Source organism: Bacillus sp. CGMCC 1.16541 (genome assembly GCF_003184905.1).
Classification (GTDB): Bacteria; Bacillota; Bacilli; order Bacillales; family Bacillaceae_H; genus Priestia.
Map to the genome: position 1 here is coordinate 1 of NZ_KZ821211.1, position 16125 is coordinate 16125.

A 16125-nucleotide genomic window follows, 5' to 3' on the forward strand; every position below is an offset into this window, starting at 1 on the left:
TCTAGCGCCGATGGTAGTTGGGACTTTGTCCCTGTGAGAGTAGGACGTTGCCAGGCATTATTATTCCACAGTAGCTCAGTGGTAGAGCAATCGGCTGTTAACCGATCGGTCGTAGGTTCGAGTCCTACCTGTGGAGCCAACGTGGCCCGTTGGTCAAGCGGTTAAGACACCGCCCTTTCACGGCGGTAACACGGGTTCGAATCCCGTACGGGTCACCATACATATTGGAGNACTTTTTAAAAAAAGTGTTGCATTTCTCTAGAAAAGTGTTATAATAGAATAGTGTCTGGTGGCGATAGCAGAGAGGTCACACCCGTTTCCATGCCGAACACGGAAGTTAAGTTCTCTAGCGCCGATGGTAGTTGGGACTTTGTCCCTGTGAGAGTAGGACGTTGCCAGGCATTATTATTCCACAGTAGCTCAGTGGTAGAGCAATCGGCTGTTAACCGATCGGTCGTAGGTTCGAGTCCTACCTGTGGAGCCAACGTGGCCCGTTGGTCAAGCGGTTAAGACACCGCCCTTTCACGGCGGTAACACGGGTTCGAATCCCGTACGGGTCACCATACATATTGGAGGATTAGCTCAGCTGGGAGAGCACCTGCCTTACAAGCAGGGGGTCGGCGGTTCGATCCCGTCATCCTCCACCATCTACAAAGCCGGTGTAGCTCAATTGGTAGAGCAACTGACTTGTAATCAGTAGGTTGGGGGTTCAAGTCCTCTCGCCGGCACCACGTTTCATTAATTTTATATCGGAGGGGTAGCGAAGTGGCTAAACGCGGCGGACTGTAAATCCGCTCCCTCAGGGTTCGGCGGTTCGAATCCGTCCCCCTCCACCATTTTATTTGTATAAAAATCATACAAATGGATAAGATAAACTCAGTAGGGTTTATTTTTAAATTTGTCAAATATTGGGCTATAGCCAAGCGGTAAGGCAACGGACTTTGACTCCGTCATGCGTTGGTTCGAATCCAGCTAGCCCAGCCATATTTGAGCCATTAGCTCAGTTGGTAGAGCATCTGACTTTTAATCAGAGGGTCGAAGGTTCGAGTCCTTCATGGCTCACTCTGCGGAAGTAGTTCAGTGGTAGAACACCACCTTGCCAAGGTGGGGGTCGCGGGTTCGAATCCCGTCTTCCGCTCCACGAACTTCTTCTATATTTTATACTTGGGGCCTTAGCTCAGCTGGGAGAGCGCCTGCCTTGCACGCAGGAGGTCAGCGGTTCGATCCCGCTAGGCTCCACCATACATATGAGATTTCAAACCTTTAAACAAATTTGTTTAAAGGTTTTTTTGTATGTTTTTAAAAGATGTGAATTGTATATATATTCAAAAAAATGTCGAGTTGAGCCATTCATATAAATGTAGTTACAATAGAGGTATAGAAAACAAAGGGGGAATCAACATGAGAAACGAAATTTCAATCATTGGGGTACCTATGGATTTAGGTCAGACGAGACGTGGAGTAGACATGGGGCCAAGTGCTATCCGATATGCAGGTGTCATGGAAAGAATAGAAAGTATCGGTTATACAATCCATGACGAAGGTGATATAGAGATCGGTGCTGCAGAGCGAATACATAATGATCCTGAGACAAACTTAAAGAATTTAAAAGCAGTAGCTGAAGGAAATGAGAAATTAGCAGAAACGGTTGATAAAGTGATTCAGGAGAAACGTTTCCCACTTGTTTTAGGTGGAGATCATAGTATTGCGATGGGGACACTAGCTGGTGTAAGTAAACATTATTCAAACTTAGGTGTCATTTGGTATGACGCTCATGGAGATTTAAATACAGGTGAAACTTCGCCTTCTGGTAATATACATGGAATGCCATTAGCGGCAAGTCTAGGTATTGGACATCCAACGCTTACAAACATCGGGGGATATACACCAAAAGTAAAGCCGGAAAACATTGTGATCATTGGAGCGCGTTCTTTAGATATCGGAGAAAGAGAATTGATTAAAGAAAAAGGCATTAAAGTATATACAATGCACGAAATTGATCGTCTAGGCATGACAAAAGTGATGGAAGAAGCTATTAATTATCTAAAAGATCGTACAGATGGTGTTCATTTATCCTTAGACTTAGATGGATTAGATCCACACGATGCTCCAGGTGTAGGGACGCCTGTCATTGGTGGGATTAGTTATCGTGAAAGCCATTTAGCGATGGAAATGCTAGCTGAAGCAGGTGTTATTACATCTGCGGAATTTGTAGAAGTAAATCCTATTTTAGATGAACGTAATAAAACAGCAACAGTGGCTGTTGCATTGATGGGCTCATTATTTGGTGAAAAATTATTGTAAAGCAAAAGCTTGGTAATTCTAAAAGCGCTCAATGGCTCCTATCATAGAAGTCATTGAGCGCTTTGTTATGGTATGCATTCATCTAGAGTTCATTATGCTTTTGCTTATCATACTCATTTAGTAAGAAGTCTAGCTTTGTACTTAGTGCAACCACTTCTAAAGACGAAAGAGAAGTCTTATGAGCGAGTCTAACCATGCTCCTCCTACACTCTTCTATTTCACTTAACAATAATTGACTTGTCACCATACCGCTATCGCTCCTTCAGAACCTTTTATTAAAACAATAACCAAATTCTTAAATCCTTAAACGTTATTCCCTATTTTTTGTTAAAATAGTATCACGTATAATGAAACTTTGTACGATTTAAATCGTATATATGATATCCCGCAATGGGCGGAGGTTAAAGATGCATGGATTTGTTGATTAGTCGTAAAATAAAAAAAGTTAAAAAAGGTGATCAAAACGCATTTGCTGAGGTTGTTGAGTATTATAAAGATAAAGTTTACCAACTGTGTTATCGGATGCTAGGAAATCGAGAAGAAGCAGAAGATTCAGCACAGGAAACCTTTATACGAGCTTACGTAAATATTCATAGTTACGATATGAATAGGAAATTCTCAACTTGGTTATACAGAATTGCAACAAACCTTTGTATTGATCGCATTCGTAAAAAGAAGCCGGATTATTATTTGGATGCGGAAGTACCTGGGACAGAAGGGTTGAATATGTATTCCAAAATTGCAGCTGATCAAGCATTGCCAGAAGATGAACTTGAAAGCCTTGAATTACAAGAGCTTATTCAGTCGGAAATTTTAAAGTTACCTGAAAAATATCGTACTGTCATCGTGTTAAAATACGTTGACGAATTATCATTAAAAGAAATTAGCGATATTTTAGATTTGCCCGTTGGGACTGTCAAAACGAGAATTCATCGAGGGCGAGAAGCTTTGCGAAACCGACTTCGCCACTTGTAAGGAGTGATAAGAATATGAAGTGTTCTACTACGTATATCAACCTCATTCATGAATATTTAGATGGGGATATTGATAAAGAAAGTGAAAAAAAATTAAAAGTGCATTTATCAAGCTGTGAAAGTTGTCAACAGCACTTAAAAGAGTTAAAGAAAACAATTGCTTTTGTACAAAGTACTTCTCATATAGAGTTACCATCCAATTTTACAGAAAATATTATGAGTGCTTTGCCAAAAGAAAAGAGTAGTGTAAGAGTGAATAGATGGTTTAAAGCTCATCCTTTTCTAACAGCAGCAGCAGTCTTTTTTGTATTGATGTGTGGTAGTGTCACATCTTCGTGGACTAATAATGATGAATTCTCAGTTTCAAAGCAATCAAACTTAGTTGTGAATGATGATGTCGTTATTATACCTGAAGGAGAAGTTATAAAGGGCGATGTGACAGTGCGAAATGGTGTTGTGAGAGTAGAAGGAAAAGTAGAAGGGAATTTAACGGTTATTAATGGTGAGAGGTATATGGCATCGGCAGGAGAAGTAACAGGAGACATCCAAGAGTTAAACGAACTTTTTGAATGGGTTTGGTATAAAATTAAGTCGAACGTGAAAGATGCAGTCAATATTGCAGATGCTAAAGAATAGTGGAGATGTGCTTTGTCTTTGAAAATAAGTCCTCTGTCTATGAAGTCCGTTGTAAAATGGATCAATAGCAGAGGATTTTCTTGAAGTGATTTATGTAGATCAATAATCCTGGTTTAGTAGATGAAAAATAGTTGATTACGTACAGAGTGTCAATCGTTCTCCTCGTTTAATTGATAACGATACCGTTTGCCTATAACAGAGAAATTACGTTTTGTGATATAATGAGAAAGTTATGTTTAACGCTTTTTATTACATATAGAGGAAGTGAGACGATGCCTATTGGAGAGCTACCGATCCTCACGTATTTAGGAAAAGCAATCGATGTTCTCCTTGTTTGGTTTGTTATATATAAACTTATAATGGTAATACGAGGAACAAAAGCTGTACAGCTCTTAAAAGGGATTACCGTTATCATTGTTGTTCGTTTCATTAGTAGCTTTCTTGGATTGAACACACTGCAATGGCTAATGGACCAAGCCTTAACATGGGGATTTCTAGCGGTTATTATCATTTTCCAACCCGAGTTGCGAAGAGCACTTGAACAGTTAGGAAGAGGTAGATTGTTTTCTAGAGGGACAATACCCGAAGAGGATGAGGGAATTACGACTATAGAAGCTATCGCTAAAGCCACAGATTATATGGCAAAGCGAAGAATAGGAGCTTTAATATCCATTGAGCGGGAAACAGGAATGAGTGATTATATTGAGACAGGCATAGGGTTGCATGCGAATGCATCTTCTGAGTTACTCATTAACTTATTTATTCCTAATACTCCACTTCATGATGGAGCCGTTATTATTCAAAAAAATCAAGTAGCCGCGGCAGCTTGTTATTTGCCGCTGTCAGAAAGCCCGTTTATTTCAAAAGAGTTAGGTACTCGACATCGTGCTGCTGTAGGGATTAGTGAAGTAACTGATAGTCTGACGGTGGTCGTATCTGAAGAGACAGGCAACATATCTGTTACAAAAAATGGTGAGTTGTATCGTAATTTAGATATTGAGACATTAAAACAGATGTTGACAAAGGAACTAATTAGTAGTTCAAGAGCTACTTCTTCAACTCGTTGGCAATGGAGGTCGAAGAAGGATGGATAAATTTATGAATAATCCTTGGGTCATGAAGATTATCGCCTTATTGTTAGCGCTAATGCTTTATATGTCAGTGAATTTTGATACACAAACAACTAAAAGCAATTCCATGATGAACTCGAATGCTCGTTATGAAACAGAGACCCTTACAGATGTACCTGTATCCATTTTGTATGATAATCAAAATAAAATTGTTACAGGTATTCCACAATCCGTTACGCTTACACTAGAAGGGCCTAAAAGTGCGTTAACGCAGACAAAGTTGCAAAAAGAATATGAGATATATGCGGATTTAACAAATTATGAGCTAGGTTCTCATCAAGTGAAGCTAAAGCATCGAAATATCTCTGATAAGTTAGATGTAAAGATAGAACCTCAAGTGGTAACAGCTACTATTGAAGAGAAAGTATCGAAGAACTTTGAAGTAGAAGCAAACTTTGATAGTAACAAAATGCGAGATGGTTATATTGCTGAGCAAGCGATTGTAAAGCCTGAAAATGTGGAAATTTCTGGATCTAAAGATCAGATTGATCGAATTGCTTATGTAAAGGCAATTGTAGAAATAGATGATGTGTATGAAACTATAGAAAAAGAAGCAAATGTCATTGCTCTTGATCGAAATTTAAACAAACTAAATGTGGATATTGACCCTTCTGTTGTCGATGTGACGATACCAGTTGTGAGTCCAAGTAAAAAAGTACCGTTTAAAATTGTTCGTGAAGGAGCGCTACCAAAAGGTCTTAGTATTAAAAACATTGACGTCTCGCCAAATGAAGTAACAGTATTTGGACCAAGGGATGTACTTGATAAGGTCGAATTTATCGATGATGTAAAACTAGATTTAAGTCAAATTAAAGACTCTACGCAATTAAAGGTAGATGTACCAGTACCGGAAGGCGCAAAAAGAGTATATCCTGAACAAGTAACAGTGAACGTTGAAGTTGACAAGGAATCAACAAAAACATTTAAAAACTTAAGTTTATCAATGGTTGGACAATCACAGAACTTGAATTATCAGTTTTTAAATCCATCAAGTGGTAAACTAGATATTGACGTATTCGGTTCAGAAGAGGTTATTAACAACATAAGCCCAGAAGATATTCAAGTCTATGTAAATGTCAGTAATATTAGCAGCGGGGAACACGATGCTAATATTGAAGTGAACGGGCCGCAAAATATTACGTGGTCTCTATCTACAAAAATCGCTAAAATGAAAATCACTGATAAATCAATAAACGAGGATGAAAGTAATCCTGAAAGTGAAGAGAAAGATCAAGATAGTAAAGAAAAAGATCAAAATAAAGATTCAAATAAAGAGCAAACCACTACGAAGCAGGATCAGAATGACAAACCAAAGCCAGATGAAGACCAAGAGGACGATGGCGGTGTAAAAGAAAATGATTCACAAGTCGGAGATTAATATTCGTTATAGATGGTGAAAAAGGAGCGAAATGAACAATGGGTAAGTATTTTGGAACAGACGGGGTTCGCGGAATTGCAAATAGTGAATTAACACCAGAATTAGCATTTAAAATTGGACGTTTTGGAGGCTACGTATTAACAAAAGATGCAGAAAGACCTAAAGTACTAATTGGGCGTGATACACGTGTTTCAGGTCATATGTTAGAAGGTGCTTTAGTAGCAGGTCTATTATCTATCGGTGCTGAGGTTATGCGATTAGGCGTAATCTCTACACCGGGGGTATCTTATTTAACAAAAGCACTAGGTGCACAAGCAGGAGTTATGATTTCTGCTTCTCATAACCCTGTTCAAGATAACGGGATTAAATTTTTTGGTCCAGATGGTTTTAAGCTTTCTGACAATCAAGAGTTAGAAATTGAGGCGTTACTAGATGGCCCAGTTGACGGGCTTCCAAGACCTGTTGGGAAAGAGCTTGGACAAGTGAATGACTATTTTGAAGGTGGTCAAAAGTACTTGCAATTCCTTAAGCAAACAGTAGATGAAGATTTTTCTGGTATTCATGTTGCATTAGATTGTGCTCATGGAGCAACATCTTCACTAGCTGCACATTTATTTGCAGATTTAGAAGCAGATATTTCGACGATGGGTGCTTCTCCAAATGGCTTAAATATTAACGACGGAGTTGGTTCGACGCATCCAGAAGCGTTGGCTGCATTCTTAAAAGAAAAAGGTGCCAATGTTGGACTAGCATTTGATGGAGACGGCGATCGTCTAATAGCTATCGATGAAAACGGTGAAGTGGTTGATGGTGACCAAATCATGTATATTTGTGCGAAGTATTTAAGTGAACAAGGTCGATTAAAACATAACACGATTGTATCAACGGTTATGAGTAACTTAGGATTTTATAAAGGATTAGAAGCTCATCAAATCCAAAGTGCTCAAACAGCGGTTGGCGATCGTTATGTAGTAGAAGAAATGAAAGCCAAAGGCTATAATCTAGGTGGAGAACAGTCTGGTCACATTATTTTCTTAGACTATAATACAACGGGTGATGGAATGTTATCAGCGATTCAGCTGGTGAACATTATGAAAGCAACGAAAAAGCCATTATCTGAACTAGCAAGTGAAATGAAGAAGTTCCCGCAGTTACTTGTTAATATTAAGGTAACAGATAAGCATAAAGTAACGGAAAATGAAAAAGTGAAGACTGTGATTGAAGAGGTAGAAGCACAAATGGCAGGAAACGGCCGTGTGTTAGTTCGTCCATCTGGAACGGAGCCATTAGTACGCGTCATGGTTGAAGCACCAACGGACGAAGAGTGTAAAGAATATGTTCATAAAATTGCAGACGTTGTAAAAGCAGAAATGGGCTTAGAATAAATGAGAGATATGCATAAGCAGTGACATTATCACTTGCTTATGCATATTTTTATATAATTACCACAATGAATGCAGTCCCTTTATATGGATTGGTTTTTAGTGAAAAAAGGAGGGAAAATAAAACAAGATTGACGATTTCTTATATCTTATTGTAAGATAAAGTCTGTTCGTCTCTAATCGTTTACAAGAAAGGTGGAAGGAAAACTATACTTGTTTATAAGCGCCTGAACTAAGCCAGAGACGTGAAATGCTTAGTTGACGAGGAGGAGGTTTATCGAAAGCTCGGCGGATGCCTCCCGGTTGAATTGATCACAACCGAAACTTACTGTGTAAAGCAAAGGGGTGACTCTTTGTACAAAGACAGTAAGATGATCCCTATAAAAGAACGGGGTAAGGAAACGCCCCATTTTTCCTGTGCCGTTCTAGTGAACTAAGGAGGAACTACATTTATGTGCGGAATTGTTGGTTATATTGGAAATCAAGATTCAAAAGAGATTTTATTACGTGGTCTAGAGAAATTAGAGTATCGTGGTTATGACTCAGCTGGTATCGCAGTTGTGAACAACGATGGTGTACACTTATTTAAAGAAAAAGGACGCATTGCTGAACTTCGTGAGATTGTGGATACAAGTGTTGAAGCTCCAGCAGGAATTGGTCATACACGTTGGGCAACACATGGTGTACCAAGTAAAGAGAATGCTCATCCACACCAAAGTACGTCAGGTCGTTTTACACTTGTTCATAACGGTGTAATTGAAAACTATGCGATCTTAAAGCGTGAGCAATTACAAGGCGTAGAGTTCAAAAGCGAAACTGATACAGAAGTAATCGTTCAACTTATTGAGAAGTTAGCGAATGAAGGACTAGCAGTAGAAGAAGCTTTTCGTAAAGCGGTAAGCCTTCTTCACGGTTCATATGCTCTTGCATTAGTAGATGATCAAGATAAAAATACAATTTATGTAGCTAAAAATAAAAGTCCTCTACTAGTTGGTCTTGGTTCAGACTTTAATGTCGTAGCAAGTGATGCAATGGCGATGTTACAAGTGACAGATCAATATGTAGAGTTAATGGACAAAGAAATCGTTATCGTAACAAAAGAGAATGTTACAATTAAAACACTAGAAGGTGAAGTTGTTGAGCGTGCGCCGTACACTGCAGAGTTAGATGCAAGTGATATTGAAAAAGGTACGTATCCACACTACATGCTAAAAGAAATTGATGAGCAGCCATTAGTGTTACGTAAGATTACACAACAATACCAAAACGAAGCAAATGAGCTTCACATCGATGATGATATTTTAGCAGCAATGAATGATGCAGATCGTATCTACATTGTGGCTTGTGGAACAAGTTACCATGCAGGTTTAGTAGGGAAGCAATTCATTGAGAAGTGGGCTAAAATTCCAGTAGAAGTACACGTTGCAAGTGAATTTTCTTACAACATGCCAATCTTATCAGAAAAGCCTTTATTTATTTTTATCTCTCAAAGTGGTGAAACAGCAGATAGTCGTGCCGTACTTGTACAAGTAAAAGAATTAGGTTATAAAGCATTAACAATTACAAACGTTCCAGGTTCAACTCTTTCTCGTGAAGCGGACTATACGTTACTTTTACATGCAGGCCCTGAGATTGCAGTAGCATCTACGAAAGCATATACAGCTCAATTAGCAGTATTATCGATCCTAGCTGCGGTTACAGCAACATCAAAAGGAATTGCATTAGAATTTGACCTTGTTCAAGAGCTTGCAATTGTTGCAATGGCTATGGAAGCACTTTGTGACGATAAAGAAACAATGGAAGACATCGCACGTGAATATTTAGCGACAACTCGTAACTGCTTCTTCATCGGTCGCTCTGTTGACTTCTATGTAGGTCTTGAAGGTGCATTAAAGTTAAAAGAAATCTCTTATATCCAAGCCGAAGGTTTCGCTGGTGGAGAACTGAAGCATGGCACAATTGCATTAATTGAGAACAATACACCAGTTATTGCGCTTGCAACGCAAGAGCACGTAAACTTAAGCATTCGTGGTAATGTAAAAGAAGTAGCTGCTCGTGGTGCTAATCCTTGTATCATTTCAATGAAAGGGTTAGAAACAGAAGAAGATCGCTACGTACTTCCAGAAGTAAACGAAGCGTTAGCTCCGTTAGTAGCGGTTATCCCGTTACAGCTTATTTCTTACTATGCAGCACTTCACCGTGATTGCGATGTAGATAAGCCACGTAACCTTGCAAAGTCAGTAACAGTTGAATAATTAAAGAAGCTATTTTAAAAGCACATGGTATCAATTACAATAAATGTAATTGAGCATGTGCTTTTTTTATTCTTGTATCCTTGTTACAAATTTGATAATAGTAAAAGTGGTGAATAAGACATGAAACACGTACCATCATCAATAACATTTTTTTCTTCCATACAGTGGTTATTTTTCATTTTTGCAAATACAGTGGTTGTTCCGCTTTCAGTAGGAGCAGCGTTTGAAGTTCCACCTGATATTGTAAAGATGATGCTTAGTTATTCGTTTGTGTTTACAGGGTTAGCTTGTGTTCTACAAGGTTGGGTTGGGCATAGGTATCCTTTAATGGAGGGACACTCAGGATTGCTTTGGGGGGTAATGCTTAATTTAGGTTTATCTGCTTCTGCTCTAGGGATGAGTTATACAGAGATTGGAGGAGGAGTGGCAACAGGTATCTTATTATCAGGAGCCGTTGTCATCTTGCTCGCTGCGTTTAATCTTATTTCAGTGGTTCAAAGGATTTTTCCGCAAATGGTCATGACGGTTTATTTATTTCTTCTGACGTTTCAGCTTATTTTTGTCTTTTTTGAAGGAATGTTGGGGATTACAGAAGATGGGGTTATGAATGGACCTGTTAGTCTACTGTCTCTTTTTATCGTTATACTTGTGAGCGTTTTAAAAGTAAAAGGGTCCACAGTGGTAAGTAACTTTTCAATCCTAATTGGAATTGTGGTTGGTTGGATTTTGTTTGCTCTCATTTTTCCGGATTTGAGGTCCGATACCGTATCTGAAGGAATCACATTTGTGTTATTTCCATTAGGAATGCCTAATTTTGAGATAGGGATTGTCATCGTTGCATTTTTTGCTGGACTGATGAATTTAAGTAATACAGTTGCTTCGATTCAAACAGCGGCTGCATTGTATGATGAAGAATCCCATCTAGAACAGTATCGACGCTCCTTTTTTGTTACAGGTGTTTTCTCCTTTGTCGCTGCTGGAGGAGGTCTGGTACCTTATACACCGTTTACTTCTTCAATCGGCTTTTTACAGAGTACGGGTATATTAGAAAGAAAACCCTTTTTTATTGGTGGTGGCTTGTTGGCTCTATCAGGGTTCATTCCTTCGGTTGCTTCCTTTCTAGTGACGATGCCCATGACAATCGGTAATGCCGTTTTATTTGTTGCTTATTTGCAGTTGTTTGGTACAGCGTATAATAGTTTAAAAGGAACACTTTTTAATTCGAATACCGTTTTTAGATTAGCGTTTCCTGTATTAATTGGAGTGAGCTTAATGAATGTATCACCATCTGTTTTTCAAGAGTTGCCGATTTTGTTGCAACCGTTCCTCTCAAACGGGTTAATTATGGGTGTGTTCGTTTCAATTTTGATGGAAAAAGTGATTGATTGGAATCACTATGAGTAATTTCAGCGGGATGATGTAAAAGAAAAATTGATTTCTTTTACATCATCCTTTTTATTTTCTTTTAAAAAACCATTGCACTTTCGAGTCATTTTTGTATAATAGTTTAGGTTATTAGTAAACTTTTAGTTTAATATTAATAAACTTTATTGATTAGAAGTTTACTTATTCTAAACTTAATAGAGGTATAGCATGGAAATTGGAAAAAAGTTAAAAAAGTTAAGAATTCAAAAAGGGTTAACGCAAGAAGAGTTAGGTGAGCGCACAGACTTAAGTAAAGGATATATTTCACAACTGGAGCGTGATTTAAGTTCTCCTTCGATTGAGACGTTTTTCCATGTGTTAGAAGTGTTAGGTTGTACACCAAGAGAGTTCTTCAATGATGAAGAGAAAGAGCAAAAAGTCGTTTATACAGAGGAAGATCAAACGGCTTATATAGATGAGGAAAAAGGCTACGACGTTCGGTGGCTGGTTCCTGAGTCAAATGAAAAAGAGATGGAACCAGTATGGCTGTGCTTAAAAAAAGGTGGTCAATTTAAACGGTTTGAACCTTCATTGTCAGAAACGTTTGCTTATGTACTAAAAGGGAAAGTCATCATTCAAATTGGCAGACGTACGTATTATGCGAAAGCTGGTGAATCCATTTATTTTCATGCATCAGACGAGCACCAAATTATTAATGATTATGATGGAGCATCAGAGCTTGTGCTTGTAGCGACTGAATCATACTTATAAGAGCCAGAATTAGAAGGAGGGCATCATGGGAGATAAGAGCATTATTCGTTTTGAAAATGTAACGAAAGAATATGACAGTAATACGATTGTCTTAAATAATGTAAGTTTTGAAATTGAGCGAGGAAAGTTTTATACGTTACTTGGTCCGTCTGGTTGTGGCAAGACAACGATTTTACGTTTAATTGCAGGGTTTATTGAAGCATCAAAAGGAGATATCTTCTTCCATAATAAACGAATAAACGATGTTCCTGCTAATAAGCGTCAAGTAAATACAGTGTTTCAAGATTATGCATTATTCCCACATCTAAATGTGTTTGAAAACATCGCATTTGGTTTGCGAATTAAAAAGATGAAAAATAATGAAGTGAAAGAAAAAGTAAAAGAAGCTCTTCGCTTTGTGAACTTAGAAGGATATGAAAATCGAGAAATTCGTGAGATGTCTGGTGGTCAACGTCAACGTGTAGCCATTGCACGTGCTATCGTCAATGAACCGGAAGTAATCTTACTAGATGAACCTTTATCTGCCCTTGACTTGAAACTTCGTACAGAGATGCAATATGAGTTGAGAGAATTACAGCAGCGTTTAGGGATCACATTTATATTTGTGACGCATGACCAAGAAGAGGCACTAGCGATGTCTGATGAAATCTTTGTATTAAATGAAGGTCAAATTCAGCAAAGTGGCACACCGACTGACATTTATGATGAGCCGATTAACCGTTTTGTTGCTGATTTTATTGGAGAGTCTAATATTTTATCAGGAACGATGATCAATGATTTTCTTGTTGAATTTGGTGGAAAACAGTTTGAGTGTGTAGACCAAGGGTTTAACTCAAATGAACAGGTAGAGGTTGTCATTCGTCCAGAAGACTTAGAAATTACAGAATCAGAGCAAGGAAAACTTCAAGTGAAAGTGGACTCTCAATTATTTAGAGGTGTTCACTATGAAATTTGCTGTTATGACCAAGAAGGAAATGAGTGGCTTGTACACTCAACGAAAAAAGCAGTTGTAGGTGCTGAGATTGGGCTGTATTTTAATAAAGAAGCGATACATGTTATGCGTTTAGGTGAAACAGAAGCGGAGTTTGATAAGCGATTAGAGTCATATGGTGGCATAAACGATGCAAAATAGAACGCGTAATTTATACTTAATTCCTTATGTCGCATGGATTGCTCTGTTCGTTATTGCTCCTATCTTACTGGTTCTGTACTATTCATTCTTTGATATCACAGGACAGGTAACGTTAGATAACTATAAAAAGTTTTTTACACCCGTTTATTTAAAAATGACATTTAGTTCATTTTGGTATGCATTTTTAATTACGTTATTTTCATTATTAGTTGCCTATCCAACAGCTTATTTATTAACAAAAACGCGACATAAACAGTTATGGCTCTTACTCATTATTGTGCCGTCTTGGATTAACTTGTTGTTAAAGGTTTACGCATTTTTAGGCATTTTCGGCACGTTTGGTCCAGCTAACGGCTTCCTAGAGGCGGTTGGAATAGGAACAAAACAAATTTTATTTACGGACTTTAGTTTCGTTTTTGTCTCAGTCTATATTTTTATTCCTTTTATGGTCTTACCTATCTTTAATGCACTAGAAGAAATGAATCCTTCATTAGTCGATGCATCTCGTGATTTAGGTGCGTCAGCTTGGACAACCTTTTCACGTGTTATTTTTCCGTTAACACTAGATGGAGTAAAAGCGGGTTGTCAAGCAGTCTTCATTCCTGCATTATCGCTGTTTATGATTACACGACTAATTGCTGGAAATCGCGTTATCACACTTGGTACAGCGATTGAGCAAAATTTCTTAGTGATTCAAGACTGGGGGATGGGGGCTACCATTGCTGTGTTCCTCATTCTGATTATGGTCATTATTATGGTAGCAACAGGAAGTCGGAAGCGAGGGTTTAGTCATGAAACGAAATAATCGATTATCTACTATCTACTTAACCGTTGTGTTTTTTATTTTATATGCTCCGATCTTCTACTTGGTTTACTATTCTTTTAATAGTGGCGGCACCATGTATAACTTTGAAGGGTTTACGTTTGATTGGTATAAGGAAGTTTTCCAAGATACCCGTTTATTAATCATTGTGTTAAATACGTTAATTATTGCACTTTTGTCAGCTGCAATCTCAACCATTATTGGTGTGATGGGAGCACTTGCAATTACGTATGTGAAGCGACATCAAGTGAAGCATACGTTGTTGTCTCTTAACAATGTGTTAATTGTGAGTCCGGATGTCATCATTGGTGCGTCATTTTTGATTTTATTTACGATGATTGGCATCAAGTTAGGATTTACGTCAGTGTTATTATCTCATATTGCATTTAGTGTACCGATTGTTGTTATTATGGTGTTACCAAAATTACAAGAGATGAGTCCAACATTAATTGATGCCGCTCGTGACTTAGGAGCGAGTAGGTGGGATGTGTTATCAAAAGTAATTTTGCCATTTATCTCACCGGGGATTTTTGCAGGATTTTTTATGGCACTTACGTACTCGCTAGACGATTTTGCTGTAACATTCTTTGTAACAGGAAATGGATTTTCGACTTTATCAGTTGAGATTTATTCATTAGCTCGTCAGGGGATTTCATTAACGATTAATGCATTATCAACATTGTTATTCTTATTTACCATTTTACTGGTGATCGGTTACTACTTTATTAATCAAAGAAATAACCGCCCAAATAGAGTGGGGGTTGGAAAATGAGGCATTTAACTCGTACGTTTTTACTTGTATTTATTGTGGCATTTGCATTAATGTATGTCGTTTCGAAATTAAATTCATCTCAAGGGTATACAGGTGGAAATATACTAACGGTATATAACTGGGGAGACTATATTGATCCAGCCCTTATTAAAGAGTTTGAAAAAGAAACAGGTATTAAGGTGATTTATCAAACATTTGATTCAAATGAAGCGATGGTGACGAAAGTAGCGCAAGGTGGAACAACATTTGATATTGCTGTACCGTCTGAATATGCAATTAGCAAGATGAAAGAAGAAGATCTGTTGTTGCCGATTGATCATTCAAAGCTTCCAAATTTAAAATATATTAATTCGCGCTTTTTAAACTTAGCGTTTGATGAGGAAAACAAATACTCTATTCCTTATTTTTGGGGAACAGTAGGGATTGTTTATAATCCACAAATGCTAGGTGGAAAAGAAATTCGTAGCTGGAATGACCTGTGGGATTCAGACTTACGTAATCAAATCTTACTGGTTGACGGTGCTCGTGAAGTGATGGGAATGGGGCTAAACAGTCTTGGCTACTCATTAAATGACACGAACAAAGAGCATTTAATAGCAGCTAAGCAAAAGTTAGATACGTTAACACCCAATATTAAAGCCATTGTTGGTGATGAAATTAAAATGCTTATTGCCAATGAAGAAGCAGCTGTTGGTGTAGTGTGGTCTGGAGACGCTGCAGATATCATGTGGGAAAATGAAAAGCTGGATTACGTTGTCCCAGAAGAGGGTTCCAATTTGTGGTTTGACAACATGGTGATTCCAAGTACATCTAAAAATGTAGATGGTGCTCATCAATTTATCAATTTTATGCTTGACCCAGAGAGAGCAGCGCAGAACGCTGAATATGTTGGCTATTCAACGCCAAATGAAGAGGCTATGAAGTACTTACCAGAAAATGTATCAGGTGATGAACGCTTCTATCCAGACGTTGATTCAACAGAACGATTAGAAGTATATGAAAATTTAGGGAAGAAGATGTTGGCTTACTACAACGAGCTCTTCTTGGAATTTAAAATGCATAAAAAATAAGCATGACAAAAAGGTAACTAGAGTGATTCTTACAAATCATCTAGTTACCTTTTTGTTTTAGAGTGGTTTAGAAATAACAGAGGTGTAATGCTTATACATAAATAGAAGAACTTACTAAGCTTAGGTGAATGAC

At 38.0% G+C, this 16125-nt stretch carries 14 protein-coding genes, 11 tRNA genes and 1 rRNA gene; 25 read left to right on the forward strand and 1 reads right to left on the reverse strand.

Annotated features, from left to right (window positions below; translation table 11 throughout):
- The first annotated feature begins 64 nt into the window (after window positions 1-64).
- From DIS06_RS04070 to rocF, 13 genes are all read left to right on the forward strand, one after another.
- A tRNA-Asn gene (locus DIS06_RS04070) sits at window positions 65-139 on the forward strand.
- 4 nt (window positions 140-143) lie between these two features.
- Window positions 144-218: transfer RNA gene (locus DIS06_RS04075), tRNA-Glu, on the forward strand.
- A 67-nt stretch (window positions 219-285) separates the two neighbouring features.
- Window positions 286-401 (forward strand): 5S ribosomal RNA (gene rrf, locus DIS06_RS04080).
- A gap of 8 nt (window positions 402-409) precedes the next feature.
- Window positions 410-484, forward strand: a tRNA-Asn gene (locus DIS06_RS04085).
- A 4-nt stretch (window positions 485-488) separates the two neighbouring features.
- Window positions 489-563: transfer RNA gene (locus DIS06_RS04090), tRNA-Glu, on the forward strand.
- A gap of 8 nt (window positions 564-571) precedes the next feature.
- Window positions 572-647 (forward strand) — tRNA-Val (locus DIS06_RS04095).
- Window positions 648-655: 8 nt separating this feature from the next.
- Window positions 656-731 (forward strand) — tRNA-Thr (locus DIS06_RS04100).
- 20 nt (window positions 732-751) lie between these two features.
- Window positions 752-836 (forward strand) — tRNA-Tyr (locus DIS06_RS04105).
- A gap of 73 nt (window positions 837-909) precedes the next feature.
- Window positions 910-984 (forward strand) — tRNA-Gln (locus tag DIS06_RS04110).
- Between the two features lie 5 nt (window positions 985-989).
- Window positions 990-1062: transfer RNA gene (locus DIS06_RS04115), tRNA-Lys, on the forward strand.
- 4 nt (window positions 1063-1066) lie between these two features.
- A tRNA-Gly gene (locus DIS06_RS04120) sits at window positions 1067-1141 on the forward strand.
- Between the two features lie 25 nt (window positions 1142-1166).
- A tRNA-Ala gene (locus DIS06_RS04125) sits at window positions 1167-1242 on the forward strand.
- Window positions 1243-1401: 159 nt separating this feature from the next.
- Window positions 1402-2304, forward strand: coding sequence for an arginase (rocF, locus tag DIS06_RS04130; protein ID WP_110111998.1), 903 nt, complete (start codon window positions 1402-1404; stop codon window positions 2302-2304).
- 82 nt (window positions 2305-2386) lie between these two features.
- Here the strand turns inward: rocF and DIS06_RS04135 are convergent, their stop codons facing one another.
- Window positions 2387-2551: an aspartyl-phosphate phosphatase Spo0E family protein gene (locus tag DIS06_RS04135; RefSeq protein ID WP_110111999.1), complete on the reverse strand. Its 165-nt coding sequence runs from the start codon at window positions 2549-2551 to the stop codon at window positions 2387-2389.
- 164 nt (window positions 2552-2715) lie between these two features.
- Here DIS06_RS04135 and sigW point away from each other — a divergent pair, with 164 nt between their 5' ends.
- From sigW to DIS06_RS04195, 12 genes are all read left to right on the forward strand, one after another.
- A complete protein-coding gene (gene sigW, locus DIS06_RS04140; RefSeq protein ID WP_110112000.1) occupies window positions 2716-3279 on the forward strand; it encodes an RNA polymerase sigma factor SigW in 564 nt (187 codons plus the stop codon).
- A gap of 14 nt (window positions 3280-3293) precedes the next feature.
- A complete protein-coding gene (locus tag DIS06_RS04145) occupies window positions 3294-3914 on the forward strand; it encodes an anti-sigma factor family protein (RefSeq protein ID WP_110112001.1) in 621 nt (206 codons plus the stop codon).
- Between the two features lie 272 nt (window positions 3915-4186).
- Complete coding sequence (gene cdaA, locus DIS06_RS04150; protein ID WP_110112002.1) at window positions 4187-5008, forward strand: diadenylate cyclase CdaA; 822 nt, start codon at window positions 4187-4189, stop codon at window positions 5006-5008.
- 4 nt (window positions 5009-5012) lie between these two features.
- A complete protein-coding gene (locus DIS06_RS04155) occupies window positions 5013-6422 on the forward strand; it encodes a CdaR family protein (RefSeq protein WP_162595869.1) in 1410 nt (469 codons plus the stop codon).
- Between the two features lie 38 nt (window positions 6423-6460).
- Window positions 6461-7807, forward strand: coding sequence for a phosphoglucosamine mutase (gene glmM / locus DIS06_RS04160; RefSeq protein WP_110112004.1), 1347 nt, complete (start codon window positions 6461-6463; stop codon window positions 7805-7807).
- Between the two features lie 449 nt (window positions 7808-8256).
- Window positions 8257-10059, forward strand: a complete 1803-nt coding sequence (gene glmS, locus DIS06_RS04165) for a glutamine--fructose-6-phosphate transaminase (isomerizing) (protein WP_110112005.1) — start codon at window positions 8257-8259, stop codon at window positions 10057-10059.
- Window positions 10060-10179: 120 nt separating this feature from the next.
- Complete coding sequence (locus tag DIS06_RS04170) at window positions 10180-11463, forward strand: uracil/xanthine transporter (protein WP_110112006.1); 1284 nt, start codon at window positions 10180-10182, stop codon at window positions 11461-11463.
- A 189-nt stretch (window positions 11464-11652) separates the two neighbouring features.
- Window positions 11653-12195, forward strand: a complete 543-nt coding sequence (locus tag DIS06_RS04175) for a helix-turn-helix domain-containing protein (protein ID WP_110112007.1) — start codon at window positions 11653-11655, stop codon at window positions 12193-12195.
- A 25-nt stretch (window positions 12196-12220) separates the two neighbouring features.
- Window positions 12221-13327, forward strand: a complete 1107-nt coding sequence (locus DIS06_RS04180) for an ABC transporter ATP-binding protein (protein ID WP_110112008.1) — start codon at window positions 12221-12223, stop codon at window positions 13325-13327.
- The gene (locus tag DIS06_RS04185; protein WP_110112009.1) at window positions 13317-14132 is read left to right on the forward strand and encodes an ABC transporter permease; all 816 of its coding nucleotides are present in this window, start codon (window positions 13317-13319) and stop codon (window positions 14130-14132) included. The genes DIS06_RS04180 and DIS06_RS04185 overlap by 11 nt, the downstream gene beginning before the upstream one ends.
- Window positions 14119-14922, forward strand: a complete 804-nt coding sequence (locus DIS06_RS04190) for an ABC transporter permease (RefSeq protein WP_110112010.1) — start codon at window positions 14119-14121, stop codon at window positions 14920-14922. The genes DIS06_RS04185 and DIS06_RS04190 overlap by 14 nt, the downstream gene beginning before the upstream one ends.
- Window positions 14919-15992, forward strand: a complete 1074-nt coding sequence (locus DIS06_RS04195; RefSeq protein WP_110112011.1) for an ABC transporter substrate-binding protein — start codon at window positions 14919-14921, stop codon at window positions 15990-15992. Before DIS06_RS04190 ends, DIS06_RS04195 begins: the two co-directional genes overlap by 4 nt.
- The last annotated feature ends 133 nt before the right edge of the window (window positions 15993-16125 follow it).

Excerpts from the sequence above, each read along its gene's own strand:
- rocF (WP_110111998.1), top strand. The coding sequence starts at position 1,402 with ATGAGAAACGAAATTTCAATCATTGGGGTACCTATGGATTTAGGTCAG.
- DIS06_RS04135 (WP_110111999.1), bottom strand. The coding sequence starts at position 2,551 with ATGGTGACAAGTCAATTATTGTTAAGTGAAATAGAAGAGTGTAGGAGG.
- sigW (WP_110112000.1), top strand. The coding sequence starts at position 2,716 with ATGGATTTGTTGATTAGTCGTAAAATAAAAAAAGTTAAAAAAGGTGAT.
- DIS06_RS04145 (WP_110112001.1), top strand. The coding sequence starts at position 3,294 with ATGAAGTGTTCTACTACGTATATCAACCTCATTCATGAATATTTAGAT.
- cdaA (WP_110112002.1), top strand. The coding sequence starts at position 4,187 with ATGCCTATTGGAGAGCTACCGATCCTCACGTATTTAGGAAAAGCAATC.
- DIS06_RS04155 (WP_162595869.1), top strand. The coding sequence starts at position 5,013 with ATGAATAATCCTTGGGTCATGAAGATTATCGCCTTATTGTTAGCGCTA.
- glmM (WP_110112004.1), top strand. The coding sequence starts at position 6,461 with ATGGGTAAGTATTTTGGAACAGACGGGGTTCGCGGAATTGCAAATAGT.
- glmS (WP_110112005.1), top strand. The coding sequence starts at position 8,257 with ATGTGCGGAATTGTTGGTTATATTGGAAATCAAGATTCAAAAGAGATT.
- DIS06_RS04170 (WP_110112006.1), top strand. The coding sequence starts at position 10,180 with ATGAAACACGTACCATCATCAATAACATTTTTTTCTTCCATACAGTGG.
- DIS06_RS04175 (WP_110112007.1), top strand. The coding sequence starts at position 11,653 with ATGGAAATTGGAAAAAAGTTAAAAAAGTTAAGAATTCAAAAAGGGTTA.
- DIS06_RS04180 (WP_110112008.1), top strand. The coding sequence starts at position 12,221 with ATGGGAGATAAGAGCATTATTCGTTTTGAAAATGTAACGAAAGAATAT.
- DIS06_RS04185 (WP_110112009.1), top strand. The coding sequence starts at position 13,317 with ATGCAAAATAGAACGCGTAATTTATACTTAATTCCTTATGTCGCATGG.
- DIS06_RS04190 (WP_110112010.1), top strand. The coding sequence starts at position 14,119 with ATGAAACGAAATAATCGATTATCTACTATCTACTTAACCGTTGTGTTT.
- DIS06_RS04195 (WP_110112011.1), top strand. The coding sequence starts at position 14,919 with ATGAGGCATTTAACTCGTACGTTTTTACTTGTATTTATTGTGGCATTT.